We start from the raw sequence: 21,848 nt of genomic DNA, 5'->3' as shown, positions 1-21,848 counted from the left end.
AGAATAATATTGACTTGGAGCGGGCAAATTTCATTTGAATTCTGCTACAAGGAAGTTTTCACTAAATATCAAGACACATAGGCTTATCTTAAATAGAAAATCTTACTCATAAATTCACTTAAAATCTGAGTGCAAATTTCCTTAATCAATACTTTTCTTTCGTACCCTAAAAGATTTAAAAACAAAAGATTAAGCTTAATTTTAAGATTCTTTTTTTTATAAAAAAAGTACGCTAGATCAATACCTTTTTTCTACAAAAAATCATGATTTTCAATTCAAAGACAAAACCCATTTTTCTACCTGCAAATCATAATGGTGTTAATTATATAAAATATAAAAGAAATTATATAAAAGAAAGTAAAATCTTATTTCTTATTTTCATTGTAGCCTTAACACTAAATTTTTGACTCCAATGAAACACCTATACTTTTCCATAGTCTTTGCGCTATTTTTAATTTCAATATCAAATTATAGTTCTTCTTTGAGCTACAACTGCAAAGATTCTGCCCTCAATCAAAAAGAAGCTTCCACGCAATTTTAGAATTATTAATTCTTAACGGGTTTTCTTAAACAGAAAGACAATGAAATTATCAACTCAAATAATTTTAGCCTTCACGCTTATTATTTTGCTTTCTGCCGCAGATTCATACAGCAATTACAGGTTATCGCTTAAAGTCAATCAAAATTCGGCGTTTCTATCAAAATCTGAAGAAGTAATACGAAATTCAAACAAAACACATCGAGCCATACTACAAATGCAAAGTGCCGTTCGAGGTTATTTACTCACAAATGACAGCACCTATTTGGTTCCTTATTACAGCGGTATAGAAAAAGTCCCGGGATTTATCATAGAACAGCACACGCTCATTGACAGCAACGCTATTCAAGCTTCCATCTTGGATTCAATAAACATTCTTCACAGCGAATGGCTCTCTTATACATCAGAATTGATTCGCGCCAGAAGAGAAAATCCTACAGAATATTTATATCTTTTAGATACTAAGCTTAAAAAGCATATTGGCAAAAACATAAATGATTCGATCACAAAAAAATTCAAAAATTTTGAGCGAATCGAATATAAGACCAGAGCACATCACAGCGAAATGTTGCTTCACAGCTTAAAAAAAACAAGAACATATTCGTTGGTGTTTTTAACGCTTACGATTTTCGTGGGAATATGCAGCACGGCTTACATCGTAATTATGATTACAAAACGAATAAATTCAATGGTTCGTGTCGCCGATACGATCTCAAAAGGGCGCTTTACGATTGTCCAAGATTTTAAAAACGATGAGCTGAGTGCGCTTGCATCATCTTTAAATATCATGTCGCGCCGATTGGAAATGAATATTCAAGAACTGGAAAACAAAAATGAGGAACTCAACAAATTTGCTTACGTAGTATCTCATGATTTAAAAGCGCCGTTACGTGGCATTTATAATGTTATCAGTTGGATCGAAGAAGATTTATCTAACGAACTCTCTCCTGCTCTAAGAAATTATTTAGACATTATTCCAAAAAGAACACAGCGCATGGAAGCTTTAATTAATGGCCTTTTAGACTATGCCCGCATAAATCGAAAGACAACTCCAGAATTTGTCGATACGAATGTTCTCGTTCATGAAATCGCACAATCAATTGTACCTAGAGAATTCAAGCTTCAAATTATTGATCTGCCAGAACTTGTTACAGAACGCTTAAAACTGGAACAAGTTTTTTCCAATTTAATAAGCAATGCTGTCAAATACTCAAAACCAGAAAATCCGAGTATTGAAATAACATGTCAAAAAGTAGGTGCTTTTTATGAATTTTCAGTAGCTGACAATGGTATTGGCATAGACTCGCAATATCATCAAAAAATATTTGAAATCTTCCAAACGCTGAGAGAAAAAAATGAAATGGAAAGTACTGGAGTTGGATTGGCAATTGTCAAGAAAATCATTGACGATCAAGGAGAACAAATACATGTAGAATCAAAACTAGGAGAAGGAACCAAATTTACTTTCACCTGGAGAAATAATAAAAAGTATGAGAAAGCCTAATATTTTATTGATAGAAGACGACGAGCTTGATACGATTTCGGTGGAACGATCTTTAAAAAAACTGGAAATCCAATATGTCTTACATACTGCATACAATGGACTTGAAGCGCTTCAAATGTTGAGAAATGCTAAAGATCCGCTTGTTCCTGATGTCATTTTGCTTGATATAAATATGCCAAAAATGAACGGAATAGAATTTTTGAAGATTATCAGAAATGATGAAAATTTAAAAGATCTGAAAGTTTTTATCATGACGACTTCCGCCGAAGGAAGTGACCGCATAAATGCCGAAAAATTAGGCATTTCAGGCTATATAATAAAACCGCTCAATTATAACGACAATACAAAAAGACCCGATTCAATGGAAGCTTTTGTGCAATTTCATCTTAGGAAAATTTTACTTAATGAAAACGTATAATAATTATGAGTTATGAATTATGAGTTAAAACTAACAAACTCACCCCATAACCCATAACTCATAACTAATAACTCATAACTAATAACTAATAACTAATAACTAATAACTAATAACTAATAACTCATAACTCATAACCCATAACCCATAACCCATAACCCATAACCCATAACTCATAACTCATAACTCATAACTCATAACTCATAACCCATAACTCATAACCCATAACTCATAACCCATAACCCATAACTCATAACTCATAACCCATAACCCATAACTCATAACTCATAACTCATAACTCATAACTCATAACTCATAACTCATAACCCATAACTCATAACTCATAACCCAAAATCACCAAAAACAGAACCTTCAGCAAAAGAGTCACCAATTATGAAAAAAAATAAACCAATCGATAAGATACCAAAAAATGAAGTACTGATCGCCTTGCCTATCATAACAGATGAAAAAACAACGAATCGCAAAAGCAAGAAAAGCAAAACGGAAGAATCTATTCTAAGCGATGCTGAATTTCTGAAAATTTTGCTGAAGGTAAAAAACGGTAATTTTTCACAGCGATTCCCAACAGATCAAGATGGCACCAAGAGAGCCATCTGTGATACTTTGAATGAAATTATTGACTTGAACGAAAGAATGGTTTTTGAGTTTCAAAAGGTTGGAAAAAGTATTGGAAAACAAGGAAAATTAACCAATCGCGTAGTTCTTGACGGCGCTCGCGGTTCATGGAGCTCTTGTGTCGATTCGGTCAACACTTTGATTTCCGACTTGGTTCACCCAACAATTGAAATTGCGCACGTAATTACATCGGTTGCAAAAGGAAATCTGTCTCAAGAAATGCCTTTGTCCATTGAAGGAAATCCGTTGCAGGGAGAATTCCTTCGAATTGCAAAAGAGGTAAATGCCATGGTAAAACAGCTGAACCTTTTCTCTATGGAGGTAACACGTGTAGCGCGTGAGGTTGGTACCGAAGGAAAATTGGGTGGTCAAGCAAAAGTACGAGGTGTTGGCGGCGTTTGGAAAGATTTGACCGATTCGGTGAATAAAATGGCTTCTAACCTTACTGGACAAGTAAGAAATATTGCCGATGTAACGACAGCGGTAGCAAAAGGTGATTTATCTAAAAAAATTACGGTTGACGTAAAAGGTGAAATTCAGGAATTGAAAAACACCATCAATACCATGGTGGATCAGCTGAATTCATTTTCTTCTGAGGTAACGCGTGTGGCGCGTGAGGTTGGTACCGAAGGAAAACTAGGCGGCCAAGCTCAAGTAAAAGGTGTTGGAGGAACTTGGAAAGATTTGACCGATTCTGTAAATCAAATGGCTTCCAATCTTACTGGACAAGTACGAAATATCGCCGATGTAACTACTGCGGTTGCAAAAGGAGATCTTTCGAAAAAAATTACCGTTGACGTAAAAGGGGAAATTTTAGAGTTGAAAGACACCATTAATACGATGGTGGATCAGCTGAATTCATTTTCTTCTGAGGTAACTCGTGTGGCGCGTGAAGTAGGTTCTGAAGGAAAATTGGGTGGACAAGCAAGAGTAAGAGGTGTCGGTGGCGTTTGGAAAGATTTGACCGATTCTGTAAATCAGATGGCATCCAACTTAACCGGACAAGTACGAAATATTGCCGAGGTTACAACAGCAGTTGCAAAAGGCGATTTATCTAAAAAAATTACTGTAAATGTCGAGGGAGAAATCCTCGAATTGAAAAATACCATCAATACCATGGTGGATCAGCTGAACTCTTTTGGTGCCGAGGTAACTCGTGTGGCGCGTGAAGTGGGTTCTGAAGGAAAATTGGGAGGTCAAGCCAAAGTAAAAGGAGTTGGTGGAACTTGGAAAGATTTAACCGATTCGGTGAACCAAATGGCTTCTAACCTTACTGGACAAGTTCGTAATATAGCCGAGGTAACAACAGCGGTAGCAAATGGCGACCTTTCGAAAAAAATTACGGCCGTCGCCGAAGGAGAAATTCTCGAATTGAAAAAAACCATCAATACCATGGTGGATCAGCTGAACTCCTTTTCTTCTGAGGTAACTCGTGTGGCGCTTGAGGTTGGTACCGAAGGGAAATTGGGAGGCCAGGCAAAAGTAAAAGGTGTTGGTGGGACTTGGAAAGATTTGACGGATTCAGTTAACCAAATGGCTTCCAACCTTACTGGACAAGTTCGTAATATTGCTGAGGTAACAACTGCCGTAGCAAAAGGCGATTTATCACGTCAGATTACGGTTGATACTAAAGGAGAAATTTTGGAATTAAAAAATACCATCAATACCATGGTGGGCCAGCTGAATTCCTTTGCTTCTGAAGTAACTCGTGTGGCACGCGAAGTTGGTACTGAAGGAAAACTGGGCGGACAAGCACAAGTTGAAGGTGTTGGAGGAACTTGGAAAGATTTGACGGATTCAGTTAACCAAATGGCTTCCAATCTTACTGGACAAGTTCGTAATATCGCCGAAGTTACGACTGCCGTAGCAAAAGGAGATTTATCGCTCCAAATTACAGTTGATGTAAAAGGTGAAATCTTAGAATTAAAAAATACCATCAATACCATGGTGGATCAGCTTCGAGGCTTTGCTTCGGAAGTAACAAGGGTTTCGCGAGAAGTAGGTACCGAAGGAAAACTGGGAGGTCAAGCCAACGTTCCCGGAGTTGCCGGAACTTGGAAAGATTTAACCGATTCGGTGAACCAAATGGCTGGAAACCTAACTGCACAAGTTCGTAACATTGCCGATGTAGCGATTGCCGTTGCAAATGGAGATATGTCGCGAAAAATCACCGTTGACGTGCGCGGAGAAATTCTTCAATTAAAAGAAACTTTGAATACCATGGTGGATCAGCTTCGTGAGTTTGCTTCGGAAGTAACTCGTGTCGCGCGTGAAGTGGGTACTGAAGGAAAATTGGGAGGACAAGCAAATGTTCCTGGTGTTGCCGGAACATGGAAAGATTTGACCGATTCGGTGAATCAAATGGCGGGTAACTTGACCACTCAAGTTCGTAACATTGCCGAAGTTACGATTGCCGTAGCCAATGGTGATATGTCTAAAAAAATTACTGCTGACGTTCGTGGAGAAATCCTTCAATTAAAGGAAACTGTAAATACCATGGTGGATCAGCTTCGTGCTTTTGCCTCTGAGGTAACTCGTGTAGCCCGTGAGGTTGGAACCGATGGAAAACTGGGAGGACAAGCATTCGTACCTGGTGTTGCCGGAACATGGAAAGATTTGACCGATTCGGTGAACCAAATGGCTTCAAATCTTACTGGACAAGTTCGTAATATCGCCGAAGTAACAAAAGCCGTAGCAAATGGCGACCTTTCAAAACAAATTACCGTTGACGTAAAAGGAGAAATTCTCGATTTGAAAAATACTTTCAATACGATGGTGGAACAGCTGAATTCCTTCTCTTCTGAGGTAACTCGTGTGGCGCGAGAAGTTGGAACCGAAGGAAAACTGGGAGGACAATCAGAAGTAAAAGGTGTTGCTGGAACTTGGAAAGACTTAACGGATTCGGTTAACGTTATGGCATCGAATCTAACAGGTCAGGTTCGTGGAATTGCCAAAGTGGTAACATCTGTTGCAAAAGGAAATCTCAAACAAAAACTTTCAATTGATGCAAAAGGTGAAGTAGCACAGCTTACGGATACTATTAATGAGATGATTGATACGCTAGCAACATTCTCTGATCAGGTTACAACAGTTGCGCGTGAAGTTGGTGCTGAAGGAAAACTGGGTGGTCAAGCAAACGTTCCTGGAGCATCGGGAACTTGGAAAAATTTGACGGAAAATGTAAATCAATTAGCGGCGAATCTTACGACTCAGGTTCGTGCTATTTCTGAGGTTGCTTCTGCAGTAACACAAGGGGATTTAACTCGAACAATTGGTGTTGAAGCAAAAGGTGAAGTAGAAGCACTTAAAGATACTATAAATCAAATGATTTCAAATCTTAAAGCAACTACTTTACGTAATCAGGAACAAGACTGGCTGAAATCGAATTTAGCGAAATTTACGCAAATGCTTCAAGGGCAAAAAGAGCTGAATGCAGTTACCAAAAAAATTCTTTCTGAGCTTGCAGCAGTTGTTACAGCACAGCATGGACTTTTCTATATTTTGGAAGAAGGCGAAGATTTCATGGATTCTAAACTAAATTTAATTGCCTCTTATGCCTACATCAAAAGAAAAGATTCGATTACGCAATATGCAATGGGTGAAGGACTTATTGGTCAGGTAGCGATTGAAAAGGAACGAATTATTTTGAGCAATGTTCCAAAAGATTATATTCGAATCAATTCTGGGCTTGGAGACGCGAAGCCAAAAGATGTGATTATCCTTCCGGTTTTATTCGAAGGCCGACTTAAAGCTGTTATTGAATTGGCTTCACTTGATACCTTTAATCAGACACATTTAGATTTTCTTGAAGGTTTGACAGAAAGTATCGGAATTGTATTGAATACGATTGAATCAAATTCAAGAACTGAAGAATTATTAGTTCAGTCCCAATCACTAGCAAACGAGCTAAAAAGTCAACAAGAAGTATTGAAAAATACCAATGAAGAACTTGAAGAAAAAGCCATTTTGCTGGCCAATCAAAAAGAAGAAGTGGAACTCAAAAATCAGGAAGTCGAAGTTGCCAGAAAAGCTTTGGAAGAAAAAGCTGATCAGCTTACATTAACTTCAAAATACAAATCGGAATTCTTGGCGAATATGTCTCACGAATTAAGAACGCCGCTGAACAGTCTGCAAATTTTGGCTAACGAATTAATTGCCAATCGCGACGGAAATTTATCTGAAAAACAAATTCAGTTTGCTAAAACCATCAACTCATGCGGTGATGACCTTATTCAGCTTATTAATGATATTCTGGATCTTTCTAAAATCGAATCGGGTTACATTTCTGTGGATTACAATCCGATTAGTTTTGCAGAAATCAGTCGATTTGTGGAATCGACCTTCAACCCTATTTCGCAGGCAAAACATCTTGATTTTGAAATTCTGATGGATGATAATCTACCAGAATTAATGGAAACCGATTCACAGCGATTAAATCAAATCTTGAAAAACCTTTTATCCAATTCCTTCAAATTCACCGAAAAAGGCCAAGTCCGATTAAACATTTACAAAGCAGATAATAATTGGAAAACAAAAAATATAAATCTAGAAAATGCCGAAGCCGTTGTGGCTTTTGAAATTTCGGATACTGGAATTGGAATTTCAAAAGAAAAACAAAACATCATTTTTGAAGCTTTCCAACAAGCAGAAGGATCAACAAGCCGTAAATATGGCGGAACCGGTTTAGGTTTATCTATCAGCCGCGGACTTTCGGACTTATTAGGCGGAAGTATTGAACTCGAAAGTGATACTAATATCGGAAGTAAATTCACCTTGTTTTTGCCTTTAAAGTTTGTTCATGTTCCTGAAATTGAGGACATGAATGTCAATGAGGAAACTAATGTACTTCATGCCGGAAAAAATCGCCTAAAATCACTTCCTTCTTCAAGTTTTAATAAATCTGATGTCGATCTGTATTTTATAGATGAGGTTGGCGATGATCGCGCTAATATCGGTCCAAATGACAAAATTCTGTTGATTGCCGAAGACAATATAACTTTTGCCAAAATTTTGCTGGAAAGAGCACATCAGCATGATATTAAAGCTGTTGTTACAACAAAAGGCAATGATGTAGTCGATTATATCAATCAATTTCAGCCTCATGCCATTACAATGGATTTAAATATGCCTGATACGAGCGGATGGAAAATTTTGGATCGCTTAAAAACCGATTTTACGCTTCGACACATTCCCGTTTATATTATTTCGGGAGAAGATGAAAGAAATAAAGGTTTGAAACGCGGTGCAAGAAACTTTCTAGTAAAACCGGTAAAAAATGATTTATTGACTGCAATGTTTAATGACATTCACGATTTCAAAAACAAAAAAGAAAAAAATCTTTTGGTTGTTGATGATAATCCAGTGGATTTAAGAAGAATTGTAGAAGCAGTAAGAGGAGATGACATTTCGATTTCGACAGCACTTACAGCAAAAGATGCTGTCGAATTGATCAAAGAAAAGTCATTTGATTGTATTATTTTGGATCTCGTTCTTCCAGATGCAGATGGATTAGATTTAATTAGCGATTTAGAAAATAATATCAACGGACAAGAAACTGCTATCATTATTCATTCTGCCGGCGATGTCAATAAAAAACAAAGCAGCAAGCTAAGCCGATTTGCGCATAGCATCATAACCAAAAGTGCCGTTTCGATTGATGAATTAATAGATCAAACTGCCCTATTCTTACACCGAGTGCATAGAGATCTACCTGACCACATGAGGGAACAAATCGAAACGTATTACTTAAAAGAAGATGTCCTAATCAATAAAAAAGTGCTTCTTGTTGATGATGATGTCCGAAATTTATTTGCTTTGACTACGGCCTTAGAGCGTTTTGGTCTCGATGTTATCAGTGCCGAAAGTGGCCATGAAGCGATTGAGATTTTAAATCAGAATGTCAAAATGGATATTGTTTTAATGGATATCATGATGCCTGAATTAGATGGCTATGAAACTATGAAAATCATTAGACAAAATGCAAAACATAAAGATTTGACGATTATTGCCGTTACTGCAAAAGCCATGAAAGGAGACCGACAAAGATGTATTGAGTCTGGAGCTTCTGATTATATTACCAAACCGGTCAATGTCGAACAATTGTCTTCATTAATGAGGGTTTGGCTGAAATAATATTTTAAATGAAAAACATCATGGAAAAATCTCCTGTTAAAATATTATTAGTTGATGACAAAAAGGAAAATCTGCTTTCTTTACAAGTCATTCTTGCTGATCGTGGCTATCAATTTGTTGAGGCTACATCAGGAAAAGATGCGCTACGGATTCTTTTGAAAAGCCAAGATTTTGCGATTATTCTAATGGATGTGCAAATGCCTTTGATGGACGGATTTGAAACTGCCGAACTTATTAGGCAAAGTGACAAACTCAAACACGTGCCAATTATTTTCCTTACCGCCAATATGAATACGTCAGATTATATTTTTAAAGGATATCAATCTGGTGCAGTTGATTATATGATAAAACCATTATCTGCCGAAATACTTCAGGCAAAAGTGATGGTTTTTACTGAATTGTATAAGAAAACACGTGAATTACAGCTTAAGGAAGAAGAAACAAATGCATTGAATACCAAAATCACAAAAGCCAATCAAGATCTGGCTTCGCAATATCAAGCCATCGAAAAATATGCAAACGAATTAAAAAGAAAAAATACCGAATTAGATGCATTTACACATATTTCAAGTCATGATCTTCAAGAACCATTGCGAAAAATCCAAACTTTTTCAAATATCATTCTAGCAAAAGAATATGAAAATTTAAGTCCTGATGGACGATTAAAATTTGATCGGATTTTGTATTCAACCAATCGAATGCGCGAATTGATTAATGACCTTTTAGCTTTTTCAAGAACCAATGTCATGGATCGAATTTATGAAAGCACCGATCTCGAATCGATTGTCGATAATGTAAAAGAAGCTTTAAAAGAAAATATTAAGGATAAAAATGCACAAATTATCACTGATTTGCATGGAAGAATTAATATCATTCCATTTTTATTTATTCAGCTTCTCGAAAATTTGATCAACAATTCGCTTAAATTTTCTCAAAAGGAAGTTCCGTTGAAAATTGAAATCAAAAGCCGTATTGCGACCGGAAAGGATTTGCATAATGATAAATTGGTGCCGCTTGAAAATTACTGTCATATCAGTTTTCGAGATAATGGAATTGGTTTTGAAGCCGAGCACAGCGAAAAAATATTTGGCGTTTTTCAAAGATTGCATAGTCGAGATATTTATGATGGAACCGGAATTGGCCTGGCAATTGTCAAAAAAATAGTTGAGAATCATAACGGCATAATAATAGCAACTTCACAGCCCATGCAAGGTGCAACTTTTGACATTTATATTCCGCAATCTTAGTTTACAACTTTCCTCCTATTCAACCGTAAGAAGTTAAATTTATCTGATTGCCGACGAAATATCGTCGGCAATCAATTTTATGATATTTTAAACTTAGGTACATAATTATCAATACCTTCGTATAGCAAGTTTAATTCTACCAAAGATGTTTTCTAACCAAACAAAAGTTTTTTTGTTTCTCCTTGTTTTATTTACAATTGGAGACTTAAATGCATTGACTCTTCTAAAAAACGAAAAGCAAATTGAAACAGCAGAAAAAAGTCTTCCAACAAACAAATATCATAAAGAAAAAGAAGCACCTTATACCGAACAGCAAGTAAAAAAAGCGGAAATACAATTGCCCTCATTACCAGAAAGCATCGATAAAATCAAAATTCTATTGAAAGTAAGCGATTGGTATGAAGCTTCGTACAACAACCCTAAAACATTAGAGAAAGCATTTGAATATGGCGAACAAGCTCTTAAGATAAGTTTGGTGCTTCATTCTAATATTTATATTGGCAAATGCTATTTACAGCTCTCTATGGTGAGTGAGTTGCGAAACAATAATGCAATGATAGAAGTCTTTGCAAGGAAAGCAATTGAAGCATTGACTCAAACAGACGATTTCGATGATTTGGCCGAATCTTGGGTTATGGTTTGGTCTTCAAAAATGCGAACTAATGCTCCCATAGCGTCAAGGTTGGATCCAATTTTCAAAGCTGCCTCCATGTTTAAAAAAGCCGGAAACAATAAAAGGATTGGCGATTGCTACAGAGAAATTAGCGAATTGTATTTTTCTTCTTCTGATTTTAATAACGCTCTAAATTATCTCAAAAAAGCCATATTTTATTATAGAGCTGCACATCTTAAAGAAGAAGTCATTTACCCAATTTCAACAAGGCTCAACATTATTTATGAAGCAGAAAAAAGAAACAGAGATATCATCAAATTAAGAAATAAAAATCATTTGCAACAAAGCAAACTTGATAATGAGGCGATTTTACGTAACTCAATGATCATTTTTCTGGTGCTTTTGCTCATCATTCTTGGATTGCTTTACAAAAGTTTCATGTTCAAGAAAAAAACCAATAAGGTACTGGAAACGCAACAAAATGAGATCAATAAAAAAAACACTACGCTGCAAAATCTCTTAGTTGAAAAAGAATGGCTCTTGCGTGAAATTCATCACAGAGTAAAAAACAATCTGCATATGGTTGTTGGCTTATTAGCAAGTCAGGTTGAATTTTTGAAGACTCCAGAAGCCGTGCAGGCTATTAATGACAGTCAGAACAGAATTCAGACGATGTCTATGATTCATCAAAAATTATATCAATCTGAGAATTTATCTTTGATTGAAATGTCATCCTATATTTTCGAATTGACAGAATACCTAAAAGATTCCTTCGAAATACAAAACAATATTCGGTTTATGTTAGATGTTGACAATTTTAATCTTCCTTTGTCACATTCCATTCCAATCGGACTTATTTTTAATGAAGCCGTAACAAACGCAATAAAATATGCCTTTCCAAACCAAGAAAAAGGCATCATTAACATTTCTCTTAAAAAAAATAACGACAATAATTACGTACTCATCATACGTGACAATGGCATTGGACTTCCGCCTAATTTTGATCCTTACAACAATCCTTCTTTAGGTATAAAATTGATGCATGGCTTGGCCGCTGACATCGAAGGAAAATTTTTAATAACGAACGCAAATGGTACCAAAATAACTTTGGAATTTGCTGTTAATGAAAATAATCTTGATTAATTTAATTCTATAAAATGGCAAAACCACTAAAAATACTTATTGTTGAAGATCAGTTTGTAGAAGCAAATCATTTGCGATTGATGCTGAAAAAAGCAGGACATTCTATTACTGGAATGGCGCGATCAGTTTCAGATGCTAAATATTATATTGCTCAGGAAAAACCCGAATTGGTTCTTTTGGACATTTTCCTTTTAGGGAAAGAAACGGGAATTGATCTCGCCGAAATACTCAGGGAAAATAATATTCCTTTTATTTATCTCTCCGCTAATTCTAATGAAGAAGTTCTAAACAAAGCAAAACTGACGCATCCGTATGGATTTTTGGTAAAACCCTTTCGCGAAAAAGATTTATTGATTACGATTGAAATCGCGGAATATCATCAAGAACACGGTATAGAATCTTCAATCAGAAAAGAGCTTTTATTTCAGAAACAATTAAAATCAATCGTCAAAAAAAGCGGTACTTGGGATGATCGAGTTCTCAACATTATTACTTCTCTGCAATCGCTCATTTCTTTTGATCTTGTGATGGCCGTTTTTTACATCGATAACAAATTATCCAATCGTGTTTTGGGATATGCCAGAACCGGTTTGCATGAATATCAAAAAATTGGAATTGAAGAATTGCAAAATATTACAGCTTTAAAAGAATCTGAAATCAATGAATTAAGAAACAAAAGCAAAGTTGAAACTGATGCAACATTCTATAACGACGATGATTTCGTTAGAATATGCGAAAAAACACCGATCAAAAAATTGATCGCCAATTCAATGAACATGAAGTCCAATTTAATGCTTCCCGTTCCGCTAGCACTTCACGAAAATGGCGGATTGTATCTGTCATTTTTTAGCAGACAATCTACCAATTACAATAAAAATCATTTAAAATTGTGCGACAGGCTTCAAGAACCTTTAATTTATGCGATTGAAAATTTAATACATGCCGATAAAAAATTAGATCAAAAAAATACTTCAGCTGTAAATCATAGTACCGGAAAAAACACAAAAATATCCGGATTCGAATCCATCGTTGGCAAAAGCCCAATGCTTTTAAAATTATTCGATCATATCATACAAGTTGCTCCAGCAGACACAACTGTTTTAATCACTGGCGAAAGCGGTACAGGAAAAGAAAGTATTGCCAATAGCATTCAGCAATTATCGAGTAAAAAAAATGGTCCATTCATAAAAATCAATTGTTCCGCTTTACCGCCCAGCCTTATCGAATCAGAATTATTTGGACATGAAAAAGGATCTTTTACAGGCGCAACAGAAAAACGAATTGGCAAATTTGAACAAGCCAATAATGGCACTTTGTTTTTAGATGAAATTGGCGATATGCCTCTGGAAATGCAAGCAAAATTACTTCGCGCAATTCAGGAAAAAGAAATTGAGCGCGTGGGTGGAAATCATCCCATAAAAGTAAATGTTCGAATTATCGCCGCAACAAATTGCAATCTCGAAAAAGAAGTCGCAGATGGACGTTTCAGGCTTGATTTGTATTACCGCTTAAATGTTTTTCCAATCCAAATGCCACCATTACGAGAACGAAAAGAAGACATAGGACTTCTTGCCCGCCATTTTATTGCAGTATATAGCGCTAAAACGGGAAAAAATGTACGTGAAATATCAGAAAATGCCTTAAAAAGTTTATTAACTTATCATTGGCCTGGAAACATTCGTGAACTTGAGAATCTTATTGAAAGAAGTATTCTTTTGACTAAAACTGATACTATTGAACATATTCCGCTTCCTGCTTTCGATGAAATCAAAGTAAACAACAAATCAAACGAATGGTACTTCAAAACCATTCAAGAAAATGAAAGAGAACATATAATTAATGTTTTGGAAAAATGCAACGGAAGAATCAGAGGCGCTGGTGGCGCTTCAGAAATATTGGGCCTTCCTCCTACTACATTAGCGTCAAGAATGCAAAAATTAGGAATTAAGAGAAGTCATTTTTAATTATTAATTATCAATTGTTAATTATTAATTACATAGTTTTTACATGAAATTTTCAAATTCAATAATTCATCACTCATAATTAAAAAAGACGATATTAAGTTGGTTGTTTTTCGTTTTTTAACGATATATAGTTTGGCATTACAATTTCAAAAACGCACAACTTATTAAAAATCAATTAGTTACAAATTAGGTTCGATTTTAGTTTAAAGTTTGGCATAACATTAAAATATGTATTATGCTAACCGAAAACCCTACTACGATTCTTTTTATTACTGGAGCTTTTGTCAGCAATAAATGTTGGGATGAATGGAAACTATTTTTTGAGAACAAAGGTTTTAAAACCCTTGCTCCCGCGTGGCCGTACAAAGATGCGCCTGCAAATGTCTTGCGGGAACGTCATCCTGATCCGCAGATTGCGAGTTTGCGATTATCTCAATTAATTGAATATTTTGAGAATATCGCTAAAAATCTGCCACAGAAACCTATTATAATTGGGCATTCTATCGGTGGACTTATTGCACAAATACTTTTGCAACGCAATCTAGCTTCATCTGCAATTGCAATACATTCGGTTCCTCCTCAAGGAATAATGACTTTCAAATTTTCTTTCCTAAAAGCTGGCTGGGGACCACTTGGTTTTTTCACTTCTACCAAGAAAACTTTCTTAATGAGTTTTTTGCAATGGCAATATGCCTTTACAAACGGAATGCCTGAAGAATGGCAGGATAAAGCCTATTGTGAATCGGCAATTCCAGAATCTAAATTAATTGTTCGCGACACGATAACTTCTGTTGCAAAAGTAGATTTTAAAGCACCGCATAAACCGCTTTTGCTAATTGCAGGGTCAATCGACCACACTATTCCCGAATCACTGAATTTTTCGAACTACAAAAAATACTCAGACAAAAATTCAATCACCGATTTTAAGGTTTTCCCAAATCGAAATCACTTTGTATTAAATCAGCCTGGTTGGCAGGAAATAGCGGTTTACATTCAAGAATGGATCGCCAAACTGCCTCCACAAAATTCATAATAATCAATTAATCATTAACCACTTCTAAAAATTTTAATCATGAAAACAAATTCATTAAACACTACTTTTTTCAATTTAAAAACAAAAGCAAAACAGTTTCTAGCTGTTGCTATTTTAATATTGACCATAATTTCTTGTAATAAAAAAGCCGAAGAAACAGCTACCACAGAAACTAAACCGGCAGAAACTACCGAAACAGCAGAAGTTGCACCAGCAAATCCGCCGGCAAATTTTAAACATGCTACAGCCACTGTAAACGGAATCAAGATTCATTACGTTATTGGCGGACAAGGCGATCCCTTAGTTTTAGTTCACGGCTTTGGGCAAAACTGGTATATGTGGAATCGCTTGTTGCCAGAACTTTCTAAACATTTCACGGTAATAGCTCCCGATTTAAGAGGTGTTGGCGAATCTGATAAACCAGAAAGCGGTTACGATAAAAAAACAATGGCATCTGACATTCATGAATTGGTAAATCAGCTTGGATATAAAAAAATCAACTTGGCTGGACACGACATCGGACTTATGGTTGCGTATGCTTATGCTGCACAATATGGCGACAGCGTAAACAAAGTTGCCTTGATGGATGCACTTTTACCTGGAATTGAGCCAGTTTGGTCAAATGTAAAAGGGTCTGCATGGTGGTTTGGTTTCTTCGGATGGCCTGCATCTGGAGAGATCGTGAAAGGAAAAGAAAAAGAATTCTTGACTAATTTCTGGCCAATTGTAGGCCATGTAAAAGATCCATTTACTGCGGAAGAATCAGCTGAATTTATTAGAGCTTATGCTACCGAAGGAGGCACAACTGCTGCATTTAAATGGTTTGGCGCATTTGATCAAGACGGAAAAGACAATTTAATTTTCGCAAAGAAAAAACTGAAAATGCCATTACTAGCAATGGGTGGAGAATATTTCGCCGCTGCATTCCTTAAAGATCACTCAAAATTGGTTGCTGAAAATGTAACCGAATCTAAAATTGCAGGTTCTGGACATTGGCTAGTTCAAGAAAATACCGCACAAGTACAAAAAGATTTACTAGCCTTCTTTTTGGCTAAATAATAAATATCATGAAAAAATTATTATTAATTCTATTGCTTTCTGCGGGCTTGTCATCTCAAGCCCAGCAAAAAGCTGACCTGATTATTTATAATGGAAAAATTGCAACAATGCAGAAACAAGGCGAATTTGTTCAGGCAATTGCAATGAAAGATGGAATTATTCTGGATATTGGAACAGAAAAAAACATTCTTTCTTCTTATAAATCATCGGAAACAAAATTGATTGATGCCAAAGGGAAAACAGTCGTTCCTGGATTAAATGACAGCCACATGCACGTAATTCGTGAAGGTTTGAACTATAATTCTGAACTTCGTTGGGATGGTGTAAAAACCTTAAAACGTGCTATGGAAATGCTGAAAGAACAAGCCGCAAGAACTCCCGATGGCGTTTGGATAAAAGTTATTGGAGGCTGGAATGAATTTCAATTTGAAGAAAAAAGACAACCTACAATTGACGAAATCAATGCGGCCGTTCCTGATAAACCGGTTTTTATAACGTATTTATATGGAAAAGCTTTTCTAAACAAAAAAGGAATTGAAGTTTTAAAATATACAAAAGATACAAAATACGAAGGAAGTCTTTTAGAACAGGATTCTAAAGGCAATCTAACCGGTTTAATGTACGCCAAAGAAACTCCAAAAGCCATTTACATGACAATGGGGCTTACAACAAAATTAACTCCCGATGAACGAATCAACAGTTCCATACAATTTAATCATGAACTAAATCGCTTCGGATTGACAAGTGTTATTGATGCTGCGGGCGGAAGCCAAAACTTCCCTGCTGATTATGTTACTTCTTTAGATTTGGCCAAACAAAACAAATTGAGTCTCCGAATTTCATATTACTTATTTGCACAGCAAAAAGGCAAAGAATTGCAAGATTATGAAAAATGGGTTGCCGAAACTAAAATCAATAAAAATGACAATCTGATTGTCGCAAATGGTTATGTAGAAGAAGGTGCCGGAGAAAACATTGTAGCTTCAGCCGCCGATTTCGAAAATTTCTTGGAACCAAGAATTGTTTTAGCTGATGAAATGGAAACTGATTTGGAGCCCATTATTCGACTTTTGGTGAAAAATAGATGGCCTTTTAGACTTCACGCTACTTACGGAGAATCGATTGACAGAATGCTGAATGTTTTCGAAAAAGTAAACAAAGAAATTCCGTTTAACGGTTTGCGCTGGTTTTTTGATCATGCCGAAACTATTACAAATCCTGAATTGGAACGTGTTAAAAAATTAGGCGGCGGTATCGCAGTTCAATTCAGAATGTATTATCAAGGCGAATTGTATAACAAATTATACGGCGTTCCAAAAACACAGTTGCCTCCAATTAAAAAAATGCTAGAATTAGGAATTCCAGTCGGAATGGGAACAGATGCGACACGAATTTCAACTTACAATCCTTGGATGTCATTGCATTGGCTTTTAACCGGAAAAACTATTGGCGGTATGCAGTTTTGGCCTAAAGATCAAGTTTTGGACAAATTCACAGCCTTGCAATTGTATACATCTGGAAGCGCTTGGTTTTCTGGCGAAGAAAAAGACAAGGGAAAATTGATCAAAGGAATGTATGCCGATATGGCGATTTTATCAGATGATTATTTTTCGCTTAAACCAGATGATATCCGAAAAATCGAATCAGTTTTGACTATTGTTAATGGCAAAATTGTTTACGCTTCCGCGGAATATAAAGCTTTGAATCCAGAAATTCCTGTAGTAATTCCGGATTGGTCTCCCGTGAAATATTTTGGCGGTTACCAAAAATAAGAATGGCACGCGGATTTTACTGATTCGCTTTCGCGAAGACGCGGATTTTAACGGATTTTTCTTTTTTGGGATGATTGCAAGAAAGCGATTTTTCTCCCTTTAGCCCTGATCGCACCGATATCCTTTGCTTTTTTTCTTTAAAAAAGCAAAGATATAGCGGAGAGCAGGAACCATGAATCCAAAAATGCCAAATGCTTTTGCTTCTAATAAAATTGAACATTAACAAAATTATTAAACCATGAAAAATTATAAATCTATTTTAATTACAATACTTTTTGTCGTCGTCTTTTTATCGGCGCAAAAAACGTATGCGCAATTTCCAATGCCACCAGAAGTTCCAATTTGGGATGCCAATAAAGTAAACTTGCAATTACATAAAATCTCGGATAATGTTTATGCGGTTTCGCCGTCAACAACCGAAATAGAAACTACAAAAGGAATTCCGCAGGCTACGTCTGCTGGATTCATTGTGGGCGATAAAGGCGTTTTGTTGATTGAAACTATGCTGAACAAAAGATTATACGATCAATTGTACAAACTGATTCGTTCCGTAACTCCAAAACCAATTATTTTTGCTGTAAATACAAGCGATCACGGAGATCATTGTTTTGGAAATTATCTGCTTCCAAAAGAGACGATTTTAATACAAAATGAATTCTGCAAAGAAAATCTTTCTAAGAATTTCGAAAACATAAAACAATTTATGATCATGCTTTTTGGAAAAGACCGCGGGATAGAACAAAGTGTTTACCGTGCCGCTGATCTTACAATTGCAGTAAATCAAAGTATTAAACTTGATTTGGGAGGCAATAAAATTGTAGAAATTATTAATGTGGGAACAGCGCAATCGCCAGCAGATTTGTTTGTATTTTTGAAAGATTCAGACAAAAATGTATTGTGGGCCGGAAATCCGTTTATTGCTGAAAGCCCAACGATTCCTTGGCTGTTTGACGGTTATTTTTTGGAGCCTGTTCGCAATCTTCAAAAAATTTACGATATGATTGGTGATAATGATGTTGTCGTTCCAGGTCACGGCCGAATTACAAATAAAAAAGGCATTAAATATACCATTGATTATGTAAATGCTTTGAAGACAAATGTAGAAGCTGCCGTTAAAAAAGGGGAAACTTTAGAGCAAGTAAAAGCATCTGTCACGATGAAAGAATTTGATAAAGGTTATGTACTTTTTAATTGGTTGCATTACAATTTCAATATTCCAAACGCTTACAACGATATTAAGAAAAACAGTTTAGGCAAATAAGCCATGAAAAAAATCATTCTATTATTACTTATTTATATTAACCTCCATGCTCAGTCCTATCCAGATTTTAAACCGCTGCGATTTGACGAAAACTATGAGGTTTTACAAAAAGATACCGTCAAAAAAAATTGGTACAAAACCATGAAATATATGCCTCTCTCCTCTTCGGGGCAAACTTATTTGAGTTTTGGAGGAGAAGTCAGGTATCAATATTTCTATGCCAAAAATGAAAAATGGGGAGACGATCCGCAAGATCCTGACGGCTACATTTTAAACCGATTTTTGCTTCACGCCGATTTTCATTCTAGCAAATATTTTCGAGCTTTTGTTCAGCTTCAAAGCAGTAATGCAAATGGAAGAATAGATCCGAGTCCAGTCGACAGCAATCCACTTGAAGTGCATCAGGGATTTATCGATATTAATCTGTTTTCGGAAAGAAACAAACAATTGATTTTTAGAGCCGGAAGACAGGAGTTAAGTTATGGATCTCAGCGTTTGGTTGCCGTTCGAGATGGGCCAAATAACCGCCAATCTTTTGATGCCGCAAAAGCAATTTTTGGTTACAATAATTATCATGCCGATTTATTCTACAGCCATTATGTAGTGGCTCAAGACGGTATTTTTGATGATTATTCGAATAAAAAAAGACAATTCTGGGGAAGTTATTTTGTAATCAATAAAATTCCGGCCATCAAAAATATTGACCTTTATTATTTAGGCTATGAAAGAGCAAATGCCAATTTTGATGACGCAAGCGGAAAAGAATTACGTCATTCTGTGGGAACACGTATTTGGGGGAAATACAAGGAATGGCGTTATGATGCCGAAGCGGTTTATCAATTTGGAGATGTTGCTTCTAAAGACATTAAAGCATGGACAGTTTCCTTAAATACAGGATACAGACTTTCCACTGTAGTTTTAAAACCGGAATTCGGAATTAAAGTTGAACTGATCAGTGGAGATAAAACAAATGGCGATACTAAATTAAACACCTTTAATCCGTTGTTTCCAAGAGGTGCTTATTTCGGATTGGCATCTGTAATTGGCCCGTCGAACCTTGTTGATTTTCATCCGTCGATTAGTTTAGAATTGGCAAAAAATATCGATTGGGTTGTCGATTATGATATGTTTTGGAGATACAGCAGCGAAGATGGAATTTATGGTCCTAATACCATTATGATATATCCTGGAGATGCAACAGATGCTAAAGAAATCGGAAAACAATTAGAAAGCGAAATTATCTATACGCCAAATCAATATCTATATTTCCGCGTTGAGGCAACTTGGTTTAAAGCCGGAGATTTCTTAAAAGCAGCCGGAACCGGAAAAAATATGTTTTTTACAGGAGTTACGATGCAACTTAAATTTTAAGTTTAAATCATTGATAGATTTTTCAAACACATAGAAACATAGATTTTTAAATTTTGGTAAAGAATATTGAAAGAAACTAGTTTCTAACACATAGAGCTATGTTTATTTAAATTAAGTGAAACGCCTTTTTCTAAAAAGTATATCTATGTTTCTATGTGTTAAAAACTTACCGCACAAAGAGAAAATGATAATTTCTAAATATCAAAAAAATGACAACAAGAAGAAGCTTTATAAAAATGGCGGGTTTAACTGGCGCTGCAGTAATGGCAAATCCTGTTGATGCATTTTCGAACCCAATAAAAGAAGAAAAAATGGATTCTGAAATACAAAAAAAATGGTTAGATGGATCGAGATTAGTCGTTTCAGTTTCAATGCAGTTTGAAGCAGGCGGACAACCTGAAAATGCAGAAAGTCCGTTTCCTCCAAACATGCAGAAAGGATATCGCGATTTGCCAGCTGAGACTTGGTATCAATATGGGTATAAAGAAGGAATTCCGAGAATGTTGGACAACTGGGACAAACACGGCATAAAAGTTACCTCCCATATGGTAGGCTCTGCAGTCTTAAAAAATCCTACGCTTGCCAAAGAAATTGTGCAACGCGGACATGAAGCGGCGGCGCATGGAATGAACTGGAGTTCAGAATATGCGATGTCTTACGAAGAAGAAAAAAAGTTTATCAAAGACGGTGTCGATGCCATAAAAAATGTAACAAGTTTTACGGCTGTTGGATACAATGCCAATTGGCTCAGACGCGGAGAAAATACAATCAAAATTCTGCAAGAACTAGGTTTTACGTATCACATAGACGATTTAAGCCGAGACGAACCTTTTATAATTCAAGCCAATAAAAAAGATTTTGTTGTTGTTCCATACACAATTCGCTGTAATGATATTGTTTTAGTAGAAGGCAAAAACTTCTCTACTGATCAATTCTTCAATCAAGTTAAAGCAGAATTTGACCAACTCTACGCAGAAAGCGAGTTCAAACGCAGACAAATGTCTATCAGTTTTCACGACCGAATTGGCGGAACGCCACAAATGGTAAAAACAGTTTCAGAATTGCTGGATTATATGAAAAAACACAATGGCGTAAGTTTTAAAAGAAAAGACGAAATTGCTAAAATGACACTTCAGGATAAAACATCAATTAGAGAATAA

General features: G+C 36.0%; 12 protein-coding genes. All 12 read left to right on the top strand.

Going from position 1 to position 21,848, the window contains the following annotated elements; genetic code table 11:
- Window positions 1-581 precede the first annotated feature (581 nt).
- The 12 genes from EYY60_RS03335 (at window position 582) to EYY60_RS03280 (ending at window position 21,848) form a co-directional block, all read left to right on the top strand.
- A complete protein-coding gene (locus EYY60_RS03335; protein WP_132987982.1) occupies window positions 582-2,042 on the top strand; it encodes a sensor histidine kinase in 1,461 nt (486 codons plus the stop codon).
- Window positions 2,029-2,460 carry a response regulator gene (locus EYY60_RS03330; protein ID WP_132987981.1) on the top strand — a complete coding sequence of 144 codons (432 nt, stop codon included), beginning with the start codon at window positions 2,029-2,031 and terminating at the stop codon, window positions 2,458-2,460. The genes EYY60_RS03335 and EYY60_RS03330 overlap by 14 nt, the downstream gene beginning before the upstream one ends.
- 390 nt (window positions 2,461-2,850) lie before the next feature.
- Window positions 2,851-9,225, top strand: a complete 6,375-nt coding sequence (locus EYY60_RS03325; protein WP_132987980.1) for a hybrid sensor histidine kinase/response regulator — start codon at window positions 2,851-2,853, stop codon at window positions 9,223-9,225.
- A gap of 8 nt (window positions 9,226-9,233) precedes the next feature.
- Window positions 9,234-10,472 carry a sensor histidine kinase gene (locus EYY60_RS03320; RefSeq protein WP_132987979.1) on the top strand — a complete coding sequence of 413 codons (1,239 nt, stop codon included), beginning with the start codon at window positions 9,234-9,236 and terminating at the stop codon, window positions 10,470-10,472.
- Between the two features lie 145 nt (window positions 10,473-10,617).
- Window positions 10,618-12,228, top strand: a complete 1,611-nt coding sequence (locus tag EYY60_RS03315; RefSeq protein ID WP_132987978.1) for a sensor histidine kinase — start codon at window positions 10,618-10,620, stop codon at window positions 12,226-12,228.
- Between the two features lie 14 nt (window positions 12,229-12,242).
- Window positions 12,243-14,192 carry a sigma 54-interacting response regulator gene (locus EYY60_RS03310; RefSeq protein ID WP_132987977.1) on the top strand — a complete coding sequence of 650 codons (1,950 nt, stop codon included), beginning with the start codon at window positions 12,243-12,245 and terminating at the stop codon, window positions 14,190-14,192.
- A 235-nt stretch (window positions 14,193-14,427) separates the two neighbouring features.
- Complete coding sequence (locus EYY60_RS03305) at window positions 14,428-15,225, top strand: alpha/beta hydrolase (RefSeq protein WP_132987976.1); 798 nt, start codon at window positions 14,428-14,430, stop codon at window positions 15,223-15,225.
- 39 nt (window positions 15,226-15,264) lie between these two features.
- On the top strand, window positions 15,265-16,284 hold the full coding sequence (locus EYY60_RS03300) for an alpha/beta fold hydrolase (protein WP_132987975.1): 1,020 nt from the start codon (window positions 15,265-15,267) through the stop codon (window positions 16,282-16,284).
- 8 nt (window positions 16,285-16,292) lie between these two features.
- Window positions 16,293-18,056 carry an amidohydrolase gene (locus tag EYY60_RS03295; RefSeq protein ID WP_132987974.1) on the top strand — a complete coding sequence of 588 codons (1,764 nt, stop codon included), beginning with the start codon at window positions 16,293-16,295 and terminating at the stop codon, window positions 18,054-18,056.
- Window positions 18,057-18,294: 238 nt separating this feature from the next.
- Window positions 18,295-19,317: an MBL fold metallo-hydrolase gene (locus EYY60_RS03290; RefSeq protein ID WP_132987973.1), complete on the top strand. Its 1,023-nt coding sequence runs from the start codon at window positions 18,295-18,297 to the stop codon at window positions 19,315-19,317.
- A 3-nt stretch (window positions 19,318-19,320) separates the two neighbouring features.
- Window positions 19,321-20,688 (top strand): alginate export family protein, encoded by a 1,368-nt coding sequence (locus EYY60_RS03285; protein ID WP_132987972.1) that lies wholly within the window; start codon window positions 19,321-19,323, stop codon window positions 20,686-20,688.
- Between the two features lie 209 nt (window positions 20,689-20,897).
- A complete protein-coding gene (locus EYY60_RS03280; RefSeq protein WP_132987971.1) occupies window positions 20,898-21,848 on the top strand; it encodes a polysaccharide deacetylase family protein in 951 nt (316 codons plus the stop codon).

Origin of the sequence: Flavobacterium zhairuonense, assembly GCF_004352915.1 — a bacterium.
Lineage (GTDB): Bacteria > Bacteroidota > Bacteroidia > Flavobacteriales > Flavobacteriaceae > Flavobacterium > Flavobacterium zhairuonense.
This window is presented reverse-complemented; position numbering and strand designations above follow the sequence as displayed.